Raw genomic sequence first — 13626 nt, forward strand, 5'->3', positions numbered from 1 at the left:
CAGCGTTATGTGATGCGATACAACAACGTCAGGCTCCATAGCTACAACGGCTACCGGTCGCCGGTAGCTATGGAGAAACTGGCGGCGTGAAACCTTAACTGGTGTCCAAAATTACTTGACCAGTTCAGCTTGCCCCCGATGGCGGTGTGTCAGTTGCAGATTGGCCGACTGACACAGTGATCGGGAGCAAGCCCCTTCCACAAGGGATTCCGCTGATCTTCAGAGGTCACTCCCATTCAACCACTCTTGGTTCATCGTCTCGCTATCCCCCAGGTATTCCAGCAACCAACTCATCGCCGGGGACAGTTTGTTCTGCGCCCACGCCACGCATGACGGGCTGGCCGGGAACGGCCGGCGCAGTTGCAGCGCGACCAACTCTCCACGTTCGATCCACGGCAACACCTGATGCGCCGGCGCCATGCCGACGCACAGACCGTCGCGCAGGCAGTCAATGGCCGAGGCCCAGTTCGGCACTACCAGACGGCGCTGGTTGTCCAGGGTCCAGGTATCGCGCTTGGGCAGGTTGCGCGACGTGTCGGTCATGCACAGGGACGCGAACGGGCGCAGTTGATCGTCACTGAGCAAACCGTCCAGCGCCGCCAGCGGGTGTTTCGCGCTGACCACACACAACCAGTTCAACAGGCCCATATCGCGAAACGTGAAGTGACTCGCCACCGGCACCGCGCTGGTGGCGCCGATCACGATGTCGGTGCGCTCATCGGCGAGGGCATCCCACACGCCGTTGTACACCTCGTACTCCAGCAGCAATTCCACGTCTGGGAACTGCCGATAGAAATCCAGCACCAACTGCCGGCAGCGCTGCGGCTTGACGATAGAGTCCACTGCGACCTTCAACTGGCCGCTCCAGCCATTGGCCACTTGCTGGCACAGGCGCCGTGTGCCGAGCATGGTTTTCATCACGCTGCGGGCTTCGTCTATAAATAGACGGCCGGCGGGGGTGAGCTCTACGTCACGATGGCGCCGCACAAATAGGGGCACGGCCAGCCATTCTTCCAACTGACGCACCGTGTAGCTGATGGCTGACGGCACTCGGTGCAATTCCTGGGCGGCGGCGCTGAAGCTGCCATGGCGTGCGACGGCATCGACCACATCCAGGGAATATTCGGACCACATGGCGGCTGCCTTCAAATTAATTGATAGAAGTGTCCAATTATTCTCGCTTCACAGAGAAATTGTCAGCTTCATAATGGTTAGTAGTCAGCAAATTGTTTGATGGCAAGATCTACAAGGCTTCAATGAAAAATTCTTTTGGTTTCACCTGGTACCTGGCGGGGCTGAGCATGCTCGGTTATCTCGCCATGGACATGTACTTGCCGGCGTTCGGCGCCATGGGCGAGCAATTACAGATCGGCGCGGGCGCAGTGGGCGCCAGCTTGAGTATTTTCCTCGCCGGCTTTGCCGTGGGGCAGTTGTTGTGGGGGCCGTTGTCTGACCGACTGGGGCGCAAACCGATCCTGCTCACGGGCCTGAGCCTGTTCGTGCTGGGTTGTATCGGCATGTTCTGGGTCGAGACCGCAGCGCAGTTGCTGGCACTGCGCTTTATCCAGGCGATTGGCGTGTGTTCCGCTGCTGTGAGCTGGCAGGCGCTGGTGATTGACCGCTACCCGGCCGATAAGGCTCACCGCGTGTTTGCCAGCATCATGCCGCTGATGTCGTTATCGCCGGCCCTGGCGCCACTGCTGGGCGCCATGGTGTTGAATCACTTTGGTTGGCAGGCGATTTTCGCGGTGTTGCTGGGGGTGTCGCTGCTGTTGCTGCTGCCGACTCTATTCCTGCGCACTGCACCGAAACGGCTGGCGGAGGAGGGCGAACCTACGCGCCTCGGTTATGGGCAGTTGCTTGGCTCGCGCGTGTTCACCGGCAACGTCATGATCTTTGCCGCCTGCTCCGCCAGTTTCTTCGCCTGGTTGACCGCCTCGCCGTTCATCCTTGGCGACATGGGCTACAGCCCGAATGACATTGGCCTGAGTTATGTGCTGCCGACCCTCGCGTTCCTGATCGGTGGTTACAGTTGCCGCAGCGCTTTGCAGCGGTTCCAGGGCAAGACGCTGTTGCCCTGGCTGCTGGTGGTCTACTGCATCAGCATGCTCGCGTTGTACCTGGTCGCCACCTTGAGCGTGCCGACCCTGACCACCTTGCTGATTCCGTTCTGCCTGATGGCCCTGGTCAACGGTGCCAGTTACCCCATCGTGGTGGCGAATGCGCTGATGCCGTTTGCGGAAAACTCCGGCAAGGCGGCGGCGCTGCAAAACACCCTGCAACTGGGCCTGTGTTTTCTCAGCAGCCTGTTGGTGTCGTCGATGCTCGAGCAGCCGCTGCTGATCACCGTGATTGTGATGCTGGCGACCGCACCGCTGGCGGTGCTGGGCTATTGGCTGGCGCGGCCGAAAACCGATCATTCGCAGCTGGAAAACGCTTGAGTTGGCAATGCATTCCAACATGTGGGAACTGGCTTGCCTGCGCTGGTATCGGCTCGGTGAACCTGATGCGCCGCGTTGTCTGCATCGCAGGCACGTCAACGCCCACACGTGATTGCGGTTTCTTCAGCGTCTTGAGCGATACGCCCTGGAGCGTCACTGCCATATTCAGCGTGGTCGTCGACGTGCGATTGGCGATTTTGTAACACCGTGGGATGGGATCTTGTTCGGGTGATTGTATACAACTCTATGGACATATAGTCCGGTTATTGCATACAGTGGCCCCACAACAAAAACAGAGACCCGCTCACCATGACTATCCCGAAGGCGTCACCGCAACGGCCCGAAGATGAGAATCTCGGCGTCGCCGCCAACATGGCTTACGGCCTGCAGCATGTGCTCACTATGTATGGCGGCATCGTTGCCGTGCCGTTGATTATTGGTCAGGCGGCCGGGTCGTCGCCGGCGGATATTGGCCTGTTGATCGCCGCGTCGCTGTTTGCCGGTGGCCTGGCCACGCTGTTGCAAACCCTTGGCCTGCCGTTCTTTGGCTGTCAGTTGCCGCTGGTGCAGGGCGTGTCGTTTTCCGGGGTGGCGACGATGGTGGCGATTGTCGGCAGTGATGGCGCCGGTGGGGTGCCGGCGATTCTCGGGGCGGTGATGGCTGCGTCGTTTATCGGGCTACTGATCACGCCGGTGTTCTCGCGGATCACCCGGTTTTTCCCGCCGTTGGTGACCGGCATTGTGATCACGACCATCGGCCTGACCCTGATGCCGGTGGCCGCGCGCTGGGCCATGGGCGGCAACAGCCACGCGGCGGATTTCGGCAGCATGGCGAATGTCGGCCTGGCCGCGCTGACCCTGGTGCTGGTGTTGTTGTTGAGCAAAATCGGCAGCGCGGCGATCTCGCGGTTATCAATCCTGTTGGCGATGGTGATCGGCACCGTGATTGCGGTGTTCCTCGGCATGGCGGACTTTTCCGGCGTGAGCCAGGGGCCGATGTTCGGCTTCCCTGCGCCCTTTCATTTCGGCGTGCCGACCTTTCATGTGGCGGCGATCATTTCCATGTGCATTGTGGTGATGGTGACGCTGGTGGAGACCTCGGCGGACATCCTGGCCGTGGGCGAGATCATCGACACCAAAGTCGACTCCAAACGCCTGGGTAACGGCTTGCGTGCCGACATGCTGTCGAGCATGTTTGCGCCGATTTTTGGTTCGTTTACCCAGAGCGCGTTCGCCCAGAACGTCGGCCTGGTCGCGGTTACCGGGGTGAAAAGTCGGTTTGTGGTCGCGACGGGCGGAGTGTTCCTGGTCATCCTCGGCCTGCTGCCGTTTATGGGGCGGGTGATTGCGGCAGTGCCGACCTCGGTATTGGGCGGTGCCGGGATCGTGTTGTTCGGCACCGTGGCGGCGAGCGGTATTCGCACCTTGTCCAAGGTGGATTACCGCAACAACATGAACCTGATCATCGTTGCCACCTCGATCGGCTTCGGCATGATCCCCATTGCCGCGCCGAATTTCTATGATCACTTTCCCGGCTGGTTCGCGACCATTTTTCATTCGGGCATCAGCTCGTCGGCGATCATGGCGATTCTGCTGAACCTGACGTTCAACCACTTCACTGCCGGCAACTCGGACCAGCAGTCGGTGTTTGTGGCGGGGACCGAGCGCAGCCTGTGTTTCCAGGACGTGGCAGTCTTGCGCGAAGGCGATTACTTCAGGGGTGGCAAGCTGTTTGATGCCGAAGGGAAGGAGATTCCGCTGCTGGCCGAGGTGTCGAAAAAAGCGCCGAAGGCCGAGACCAGCGAGGCCTGAATGGGTGGGAGCGAGCAAACTCGCTCCCACAGTGGACCTCAGCCAGCCTTAAGGGCTTTGTGCGGCACAGAACACGCCTCGTCCAAAAACTTCACCACGGTCCCCATGCACGCCTGGCGTTCTTCCACATGGGGCATGTGGCTGGAGTCTTCAAACAGCGCCCAGCGCACATCCGCGATTTCATCCAGGAACGGCTTGACCACCAACGGTGTGGCTTCGTCATGCCGGCCGGAGATCACCAGGGTCGGCACCTTGATCGCCGACAGACGGCCAATCACGTTCCAATCCTTCAAACTGCCCATCACATGGAACTCGGTCGGGCCGCTCATGGCGTGGTACACGGTCGGGTCTGCATCGACCTGGGCGAAAGTGCGCGCGACCTCGTCTGGCCATGGGTTGACCCGGCAGACGTGCTGGTCGTAGAAAATTCGCGAGGCGGCGAGATACTCAGGGTCTTGGTAGGTGCCGGCGGCTTCATGTTTGAGCAGGGTTTCATGCACGCCTTCTGGCAACAGCTTACGCAGGCGGTTGGCTTCGCTGACCCAGGTGCGCATGCAGGTGGGCGAGTTGGCCGGGATAAACGCACGCAGGCCCTTGGGTTGCAGAATCGCATGTTCGCTGCCGAGCATACCGCCCCAGGATTGCCCGAGAATTGCGTAGTTCTGGCTGATTTGCAGGTGGTCCAGCAGGTTGTTCAGTTCGTCGAGGAACAGGCTGACAGTCCAGAAGGACGGGTCTTTGTCGGGCAAGTGCGTGGAGCGGCCGTTGCCCAGTTGGTCGTAGTGGATGACAGCATGGCCGCTGGCGGCAACGTCCTTGAAGGCGTCGACATAGTCATGGGTGCAGCCGGGACCGCCGTGGATGATCACCAACGGTGTACGGCCGGAGGTCAGGTCGCCGGTGATGCGGTACCAGGTCTGATAGGGGCCGAAGGGCGCGTACCCTTCGCGGACTTTCTCGATGAATTCCATTTCGTACCCTGCTTTGAAAAAAAAGGATCAGGGACACGATAATCGGCACAGAACGTTTAGGTAACTAGCAAAACAGCTAGGTTTTGCCGAGGGTCAACCCTCCAGCAAGCGGTAATGGGTGGCGCGCACCACGGCCTGTACGCGATTTTTTGCCCCCAGTTTGTGCATCGCCGAGGCGAGATGCAGGGTGACTACCGCCAGTGAGCGGCTCAGTTGCGTGGCGATTTCGGCGGCGGTCAGGCCGTCGGCGGCCCATTTCAGGCACTCGCGCTCACGTTTGGTCAGACGGATATGCGGGTAGGTGCGTAGTTCATTGCTGAACAGCGGGTAGGCCGCTTCCTGCAATGCATGGGAAATCAGGTTGAAATCCGACAAGGTTTGCTGCGCATCCTCCAGCACCGTGTGCGCCTTGCCGGTGCGCAAGCCGGTCAACGATGCGAAGCCGCCCTGGGGCAGGTGAATCGGCACGCTGACGCCGCAGGTCAGTTGCTGATCATGCAGGTAAGACGAGACGGGGGCGTGGCACGGGTCCATGATCTTCTGCAGCGCGGTTTGCGCCTTGGCCTCGTAGGACCAGACAAACGGCGACACCGTGCTCAAGGCCAGGTGCTGCACCGGATCGATCTGGTAAAACCCTTCGCTGCACCATAAGGCGTGCCAATCGGAAGGGGTGTTGCGCAGTTGCAGCACAGAAGGTGTGATCAACGCACCGTTGAGGTCGATGGGCACCGGCGAATAGTCATACACCAGCGCATCGAAACCCAGCTGTTGGGCGAGGATAAACGTATTGTCCATCTGCTCATCCAGGCTCCTGCCCGGCATGAGACGGTGATTGAAGGCAGTTAGCTTGGCCAGCATCCGTTCTGCTCCCGAATTCATATGAATCTCGACTTGCTGCAAGTAGAATGCCACGCCCCGGCGAAGGACTGCCAGGCCAAACCTATAAGAAATACTAGGTTATGGATGCACGGCATCCTCGGTAGCTTATGGCCTCATAAGCGGCCGCAACCCGCCAGGCCGATACCACACAAGGAACGTATGCATGTGGCGTGAAATAGCCCCCGACCAGCAGTACACCGTGCAAGTCGATGGCCATGACCTCGTGGTCTACAGCTTTGGCGAAGGCGATGAGGTGCTGTTGTGCCTCAACGGCGGGCCGGGGCTGCCGTGTGACTACTTGCGCGACGCCCATGGCTGGCTCAAAGAGCATGACCTGCGAGTGGTTGCATTCGACCAGCTTGGCACCGGTGCTTCAGCCAGACCGACCGATGTTTCCCTGTGGGAAATCGGCCGTTATGTCGAAGAAGTCGAAACCGTGCGCCAAACCCTGGGCCTGGGCCGTGTGCATCTGCTCGGGCATTCCTGGGGCGGCTGGCTGGGCATCGAATACGCTATCCGTTACCCCGATGCGCTGAAAAGCCTGATCCTGGAAAACACCGTCGGCGACATTCCGCACCTCTCCCGGGAGCTTGAACGCCTGCGCGGCGCCCTCGGCAGCGAAACCGTGGCGATGATGCAGCGCCATGAAGCGATGGGCACGCTGGATCACCCGCAGTACCAGGCCGCGATCACCTTGCTCACCTACCGCCACGTGTGCCGCCTGGACGAATGGCCGGCGCCGCTCCGGCGCTCCCTCGACGACTGGAACATGGGCCCCTACGAAACCATGCAGGGCCCCAACGAATTTCTGTATATCGGCAACCTCAAGGACTGGAACCGCATCGCCGAGATGGCCGATTTCAACATGCCAATGCTGATCACCACCGGCCAGCACGACGAACTCACCCCAGCCTGCGCCCTGCGCATGAAACTGGCCGCCCGGCACGCCGAATTGCATGTGTTCCCCAACAGCAGTCATATGCCATTTTATGAAGAGCCCCAGGCGTACTTTCCGGTACTGCTGGACTTCCTCGCGCGTCACCGAGGCTGACGGATGAACCTGGCGCGCTACCGTTTCGTGCTGTCCCGGCCGCTGCAATTGCTGCCGGTGCTGTTTGGCATCAGCCTGATCACCTTCGTGCTGGTGCGCTCGATTCCCGGTGACCCGGCGCGCGCGCTGCTCGGCTCGCGCAGCACGCCGGATGCGTTGCTGAAGATCCGCGCACAGTTCGGGCTCGACCAGCCCCTGTGGCTGCAATATTTTTACTTCCTGAAAAACCTGCTCAAGGGCGACCTCGGCCAATCGCTGCTGTACAAGGTCGATGCGTTGAAGCTGATCGTCACCCGTATCGAGCCGACCCTGGTGCTGGTGCTCGGCAGTGTGCTGCTGGCGCTGCTGATTGCAGTGCCGCTGGCCACCGTCGCGGCGCGTCACAAAGGCGGTTGGGCGGACAACCTGATCCGCGTGTTCACCACCGTTGGCCTGGGCATGCCGGCGTTTTGGCTGGGGTTGATGCTGATCCTGCTGTTCAGTGTGCAATGGGGCCTGTTTCCGGTGTCCGGCTACGGTCGCACCTGGCTGGACAAGGCGCACCATATGGTCCTGCCGTGCCTGACCATCGCCCTGGCCCTGTCGGCGGTGCTGGTGCGCAACCTGCGGGCGAGCATGTTGATGGAGTTGCAGGCGGACCCTGTCACCGCCGCCCGGGCGCGCGGGTTGTCGGAAGCAGCGGTGTTTCGCCGGCACGTGCTGCCCAATTCCCTGGTGCCGGCGGTCAACCTGCTGGCGGTGAATATCGGTTGGCTGATCAGCGGCACGGTGGTCATCGAAAGCCTGTTCGCCATTCCCGGCATCGGCCAGTTGCTGGTGCGCGGCATCTTTACCCGCGACTACATGGTGGTGCAGGGCGTGGCCATGGTGCTGGCCTGTGCGACGGTGCTGGTCAACTTTGTGGCGGATGTGGTGACCGTCGCCCTCGACCCGCGGGTGAAGATGCAATGAGCAGTCGTCCATTGATTGCCCCATGGCGTCTGCGCCTGCGCTTTGGTTTTCGCGACGGTCGACTGACTGCCACGTGGGGTTTGCTGATTCTGTTGACGTGGCTAGGCCTGGCGCTGTTTGCGCCGTGGCTCGCGCCGTTCGACCCGATTGCGCAGAATACCGATATCAGTTTGCTTGGGCCGAGCCTGGGCCATCCCTTTGGTACGGATAATTACGGTCGCGACATTCTTTCGCGGGTGATCTGGGGCGCACGCATCGACCTGCAATTGGCGATTGTCGGGGTGATCTTCCCGTTCATGATCGGCACCTTTATCGGCGCGGTCTCCGGCTATATCGGCGGGCGTTTCGACAGCGTCTGCATGCGCATCATCGACGTGATCCTGGCGTTCCCGTTCCTGGTGTTGATGCTGGCAATCATGGCCATCCTCGGTCCGGGCTTGAAGAGTTTCTATATCGCCATGGCGCTGGTGGGCTGGGTGTCGTATGCGCGGTTGATCCGCTCGCAGATCCTGGTGCTCAAGGAAAGTGACTTCGCCCTGGCGGCGAAAAGCCTCGGCTTTGGTCACGGGCGCATTCTGTTCCGGCATTTGCTGCCGAATGCGATGTTTGGTTCGATTGTGTTTTCCATGTCCGACGCGGTGCTGGTCCTGCTCAATGGCGCGGCCGTGAGTTACCTGGGCCTGGGCGTGCAACCGCCGACCGCCGAGTGGGGGACGATGGTCGCCGAAGGGCAAGCCTTTATTACCACCGCCTGGTGGATCTGCACCTTCCCGGGCCTGGCCATCGTGACCTTGGCGATGGGCTTCAGCCTGCTGGCCGATGGCGTGGCGCAAGTGCTGGGAGAGCGCGCATGAGCCTGCTTCAAGTGCGCGACCTGAGCGTGATTGCCAACAATGCCGGGCGCGAGGTGACCCTGGTCGACCGCGTCTCCTTCGACTTGGCCGAAGGCGAAATCCTCGGCCTGGTGGGCGAAAGCGGTTCGGGCAAGACCATGGCCTGTCGCGGGTTGATACGCCTGTTGCCGTCGCCCAACCTGCGGGTGCAGGGCGGCGCGGTGCGCCTGGCTGGCCAGGACTTGCTGCAACTGGACGACGCGGGCATGCGCGCGGTACGCGGCGGGCAATTGGGCATGATTTTCCAGAACCCCAGCAGCCACCTCGACCCGCTGATGCGCATCGGTGAGCAGATCGCCGAGGGCATCCGTCTGCATCAAGGCGCGTCGAAAAAAGACGCGCGCCGGCAAGCCATCGAGGTGTTGCGCCAAGTGGGTATTCCCGATCCCCAGGCACGGGTCGACAACTACCCCCATGAGTTTTCCGGCGGCATGCGCCAGCGCGCCATGATCGCCGTGGCATTGGGCTGCAACCCGAGAGTGCTGATTGCCGACGAACCCACCACGGCCCTCGATGTGACTGTGCAGGCGCAAATCCTGCGGTTGTTGCTCGACCTGCGCGACCAGCGCGGCCTGTCGATCATCATGATCACCCACGACCTCGGCGTGGTGGCGCAAACCTGCGACGCCATCGCGGTGATGTACGCCGGGCGCCTGTGCGAGCACGGCAGTAAATACGAGCTGCTCGCTCATCCCCGGCACCCGTATACCGCGGGCCTGATCGACTGCCAGCCGGCCAGACAGCATGTCTGGCCTAGTGCACACCTCTTGGCCTAGACTGATCCGCATCTGCTGTCCTCCGCTTTTGCTTTTAAGGCCTCTTGCATGTCCGATCCTCGCTACCAGATCGACGTCAGCGTCGTTACCCGCTTCCTGGCGGACCAATCGCAACCCGAACACAACCGTTTCGCCTTTGCCTACACCGTCACGGTGAAAAACAACGGGCTGGTGCCGGCCAAGCTGCTGTCACGCCACTGGGTGATCACCGACGGTGACGGTCAAGTGGAGGAAGTGCGTGGTGCCGGCGTTGTCGGCCAGCAACCGCTGATCGATAGCGGTGCCAGCCATACCTACAGCAGCGGCACGGTGATGACGTCCAAGGTCGGCACCATGCAAGGCTCGTATCAAATGAAAGCCACCGACGGCAAACTGTTCGACGCGATCATCCAGCCATTTCGTCTCGCCGTGCCCGGAGCCCTGCACTGATGGCAACCTATGCAGTCGGCGACCTGCAAGGCTGCCTGGAACCCCTCAAGTTCCTGCTCGAACGCGTGGCCTTCGACCCGGCGAACGATCGCCTGTGGCTGGTGGGCGACCTGGTCAATCGTGGCCCCGAATCCCTGGAGACCCTGCGCTACTTACATGGCCTGCGCGATTCCCTGGTGTGCGTACTGGGCAACCACGACCTGCACCTGCTGGCGGCTGGCAGTAACATCGAGCGTCTGAAAAAGGGCGATACCCTGCGGGAAATCCTCGAAGCGCCGGACCGAGTCGACCTGCTGGACTGGCTGCGCAGGCAAAAGATCATGCACTACGACGAGCACCGCGACATGGTGCTGGTCCACGCCGGTATTCCACCGCAGTGGACGCTGAAAAAAGCCCTCAAGTGCGCTGCCGAAGTCGAAAGCGCCATTGCCGATGACAACCGGTACATCGCCTACCTCGACGGCATGTACGGCAATGAGCCAGTGAAATGGGACAACGAGCTGACGGGCGTCGCCCGCCTGCGCGTGATCACCAACTATTTCACACGCATGCGCTTCTGCACCGCCGACGGCAAGCTGGACCTCAAGAGCAAGGAAGGCGCCGACACCGCGCTGCCCGGCTACAAGCCGTGGTTCGCCCACAAGGAACGCAAGACCCGCGACACGAAGATCATCTTCGGTCACTGGGCGGCCCTCGAAGGCAAATGCGATGAACCCGGCGTGTTCGCCCTCGACACCGGCTGCGTGTGGGGCGGCGCCATGACCCTGATGAACATCGACACCGGCGAGCGTCTGACCTGCCAGTGCCCCTCCCCTACTCCCCTTACCCCGCCGGTTGCCGCCAAGCGCTAGACGCCGCGAGCCGCCAAGCCCAAGGAGCCCGCCATGAGCGAATTCAAACGTATCCCACCCGAACAAGCCAAGGCCCTGCGCGAACAAGGCGCGGTGGTGGTGGATATTCGTGACCCCCAGACCTACGCCCTGAACCACATCAAAGGCGCCCGACACCTGGACAACAACAACATCGCCGACTTCATCCGCGCCGCCGACCTCGACGCACCCGTGATCGTGGCCTGCTACCACGGCAACTCCAGCCAGAGCGCGGCCGCCTATCTCATCAGCCAAGGCTTCTCCGACGTCTATAGTCTGGACGGCGGCTTTGAGCTGTGGCGCACGACCTATCCTGCAGAAATTGCCGCTGGCGATTCGCAATAATTTTTTTCACACCCCGCTACCCCGCGTGACGCTTGGGCTTGCGCCGCTTCTGACGAACGGCGCAGCCAAACAAATTGTGTATCACGCCTTTACCTCGCAGATTCCGAACTATCCTTAAGCGCAGGCCATCCGAATCAGGGGAGAGCCGGTACACCGGCGTGCGGGTCATCGGTAGCGTTACAGGGTGTTCTGGGGGGAAAACGGCCATTGGCGATCGTCAATGACTGCCAGCATCGACTGATTGATCCGGCGTCGGCTCCACGTATCGAGCGAGGTGACGACGTCATGAGTATCTTTAGCCACTTCCAACAACGCTTCGAGTCCACACAGCAGGAAGAACTCACGCTGCAAGAGTATCTCGAGCTGTGCAAAAGCGACCGCAGCACCTACGCGTCTGCCGCCGAACGCTTGTTACTGGCAATTGGCGAGCCGCAGTTGGTGGACACCTCCAATAACTCGCGCCTGTCGCGAATCTTCTCGAACAAGGTGATCCGCCGCTACCCGGCCTTTGAAGACTTCCACGGCATGGAAGAGTGCATCGACCAGATCGTCTCCTACTTCCGACACGCGGCCCAAGGCCTGGAAGAGAAGAAACAGATCCTCTACCTGCTCGGTCCTGTTGGCGGCGGCAAATCGTCGCTGGCCGAAAAACTCAAACAACTAATCGAGAAAGTGCCCTTCTACGCCATCAAGGGCTCACCGGTCTTCGAGTCGCCCCTGGGCCTGTTCAACGCCACGGAAGATGGCGCGATTCTCGAAGAAGACTTCGGCATCCCACGGCGCTACCTCAACACCATCATGTCGCCGTGGGCCACCAAACGCCTGTCCGAGTTCGGCGGTGATATCAGCCAGTTCCGCGTGGTGAAACTCTACCCGTCGATCCTCAACCAGATCGGCGTGGCCAAGACCGAGCCGGGCGACGAGAACAACCAGGACATCTCGGCGCTGGTGGGTAAAGTCGATATCCGCAAACTCGAAGAATTCCCACAGAACGACGCCGACGCCTACAGCTACTCGGGCGCACTGTGCCGGGCCAACCAGGGCCTGATGGAATTCGTGGAGATGTTCAAGGCCCCAATCAAAGTGCTGCACCCACTGCTCACCGCCACCCAGGAAGGCAACTACAACAGCACCGAAGGCCTCGGCGCGATTCCGTTCACCGGGATTCTGCTGGCCCACTCCAACGAATCGGAATGGCACACCTTCCGCAACAACAAGAACAACGAAGCCTTCATCGACCGGATCTACATCGTCAAGGTGCCGTATTGCCTGCGGGTCAGCGATGAAATCAAGATCTACGACAAGCTGCTGTTCAACAGCTCCCTGGCCAAAGCCCATTGCGCGCCCGACACCTTGAAGATGCTCGCGCAATTCACCGTGTTGTCGCGCCTCAAGGAGCCGGAGAACTCGAATATCTATTCGAAGATGCGCGTGTACGACGGCGAAAACCTGAAGGACACCGATCCCAAGGCCAAGTCGATCCAGGAATACCGCGACACCGCTGGCGTGGATGAGGGCATGAACGGCCTGTCGACGCGCTTTGCGTTCAAGATCCTGTCCAAAGTGTTTAACTTCGACCCTCACGAGATCGCCGCCAACCCGGTCCACTTGCTCTATGTGCTGGAGCAGCAGATCGAACAGGAACAATTCCAGGCCGAAACCCGCGAACGCTACCTGCGCTTCCTCAAGGAATACCTGGCGCCGCGCTATATCGAGTTTATCGGCAAGGAAATCCAGACCGCGTACCTGGAGTCCTACAGCGAGTACGGTCAGAACATCTTCGACCGCTACGTGCTGTATGCCGACTTCTGGATTCAGGACCAGGAATACCGCGACCCCGAAACCGGCGAAATCCTCAACCGTGTGGCCCTCAACGAGGAACTGGAAAAGATCGAAAAACCGGCCGGCATCAGCAATCCGAAGGATTTCCGCAACGAAATCGTCAACTTCGTGCTGCGCGCCCGCGCCAACAACAACGGCAAGAACCCCACCTGGCTCAGCTACGAGAAGCTGCGGGTGGTCATCGAGAAGAAAATGTTCTCCAACACCGAGGATCTGCTGCCGGTCATCAGCTTCAACGCCAAGGCCAGCAAGGAGGATCAGCAAAAACACAACGACTTCGTCACACGGATGGTCGAGCGTGGCTACACCGACAAACAGGTACGACTGCTCTCCGAGTGGTATCTGCGGGTGCGCAAATCGCAGTAAG

At 60.6% G+C, this 13626-nt stretch carries 12 protein-coding genes and 1 pseudogene; 10 read left to right on the top strand and 3 right to left on the bottom strand.

Translation table 11 applies throughout. From position 1 onward, the window contains the following. Positions 1-219: 219 nt before the first annotated feature. Positions 220-1134: a DNA-binding transcriptional activator PunR gene (gene punR / locus L9Z73_RS01500; protein WP_247395832.1), complete on the bottom strand. Its 915-nt coding sequence runs from the start codon at positions 1132-1134 to the stop codon at positions 220-222. 122 nt (positions 1135-1256) lie between these two features. Here punR and punC point away from each other — a divergent pair, with 122 nt between their 5' ends. Both punC and L9Z73_RS01510 read left to right on the top strand, forming a co-directional pair. Continuing rightward, positions 1257-2441, top strand: coding sequence for a purine nucleoside transporter PunC (gene punC / locus L9Z73_RS01505; protein WP_247395833.1), 1185 nt, complete (start codon positions 1257-1259; stop codon positions 2439-2441). Positions 2442-2750: 309 nt separating this feature from the next. After that, the gene (locus L9Z73_RS01510) at positions 2751-4253 is read left to right on the top strand and encodes a nucleobase:cation symporter-2 family protein (protein WP_247395834.1); all 1503 of its coding nucleotides are present in this window, start codon (positions 2751-2753) and stop codon (positions 4251-4253) included. Between the two features lie 38 nt (positions 4254-4291). Here L9Z73_RS01510 and L9Z73_RS01515 read toward each other — a convergent pair whose 3' ends face one another. Both L9Z73_RS01515 and L9Z73_RS01520 read right to left on the bottom strand, forming a co-directional pair. Further along, complete coding sequence (locus L9Z73_RS01515; protein WP_247395835.1) at positions 4292-5224, bottom strand: proline iminopeptidase-family hydrolase; 933 nt, start codon at positions 5222-5224, stop codon at positions 4292-4294. 93 nt (positions 5225-5317) lie between these two features. Then, positions 5318-6082, bottom strand: a complete 765-nt coding sequence (locus L9Z73_RS01520; RefSeq protein WP_247395836.1) for a LuxR family transcriptional regulator — start codon at positions 6080-6082, stop codon at positions 5318-5320. A gap of 184 nt (positions 6083-6266) precedes the next feature. Between L9Z73_RS01520 and L9Z73_RS01525 the strand changes: the two genes are divergently transcribed. The 8 genes and pseudogenes from L9Z73_RS01525 (at position 6267) to L9Z73_RS01560 (ending at position 13625) form a co-directional block, all read left to right on the top strand. Next, positions 6267-7154 carry a proline iminopeptidase-family hydrolase gene (locus tag L9Z73_RS01525; RefSeq protein ID WP_247395837.1) on the top strand — a complete coding sequence of 296 codons (888 nt, stop codon included), beginning with the start codon at positions 6267-6269 and terminating at the stop codon, positions 7152-7154. A gap of 3 nt (positions 7155-7157) precedes the next feature. Further along, positions 7158-8105 carry an ABC transporter permease gene (locus L9Z73_RS01530; RefSeq protein WP_247395838.1) on the top strand — a complete coding sequence of 316 codons (948 nt, stop codon included), beginning with the start codon at positions 7158-7160 and terminating at the stop codon, positions 8103-8105. Next, on the top strand, positions 8102-8959 hold the full coding sequence (locus L9Z73_RS01535; protein ID WP_247395839.1) for an ABC transporter permease: 858 nt from the start codon (positions 8102-8104) through the stop codon (positions 8957-8959). Before L9Z73_RS01530 ends, L9Z73_RS01535 begins: the two co-directional genes overlap by 4 nt. Next, positions 8956-9735 (top strand): annotated as a pseudogene (locus tag L9Z73_RS01540) (ABC transporter ATP-binding protein); the annotation flags it as partial. The gene L9Z73_RS01535 and the pseudogene L9Z73_RS01540, both read left to right, overlap by 4 nt. Positions 9736-9822: 87 nt before the next feature. Further along, entirely contained in the window at positions 9823-10203 is a 381-nt protein-coding gene (apaG, locus tag L9Z73_RS01545) for a Co2+/Mg2+ efflux protein ApaG (RefSeq protein ID WP_247395841.1), read from the top strand. Continuing rightward, positions 10203-11054 carry a symmetrical bis(5'-nucleosyl)-tetraphosphatase gene (locus L9Z73_RS01550; protein ID WP_247395843.1) on the top strand — a complete coding sequence of 284 codons (852 nt, stop codon included), beginning with the start codon at positions 10203-10205 and terminating at the stop codon, positions 11052-11054. The genes apaG and L9Z73_RS01550 overlap by 1 nt, the downstream gene beginning before the upstream one ends. A 33-nt stretch (positions 11055-11087) precedes the next feature. Then, the gene (glpE, locus tag L9Z73_RS01555; RefSeq protein ID WP_247395845.1) at positions 11088-11417 is read left to right on the top strand and encodes a thiosulfate sulfurtransferase GlpE; all 330 of its coding nucleotides are present in this window, start codon (positions 11088-11090) and stop codon (positions 11415-11417) included. A gap of 285 nt (positions 11418-11702) precedes the next feature. Beyond that, the gene (locus L9Z73_RS01560) at positions 11703-13625 is read left to right on the top strand and encodes a PrkA family serine protein kinase (protein ID WP_247395847.1); all 1923 of its coding nucleotides are present in this window, start codon (positions 11703-11705) and stop codon (positions 13623-13625) included. Position 13626 lies beyond the last annotated feature (1 nt).

Origin of the sequence: Pseudomonas emilianonis, from assembly GCF_023072625.1 — a bacterium.
Taxonomy (GTDB): domain Bacteria; phylum Pseudomonadota; class Gammaproteobacteria; order Pseudomonadales; family Pseudomonadaceae; genus Aquipseudomonas; species Aquipseudomonas paraveronii.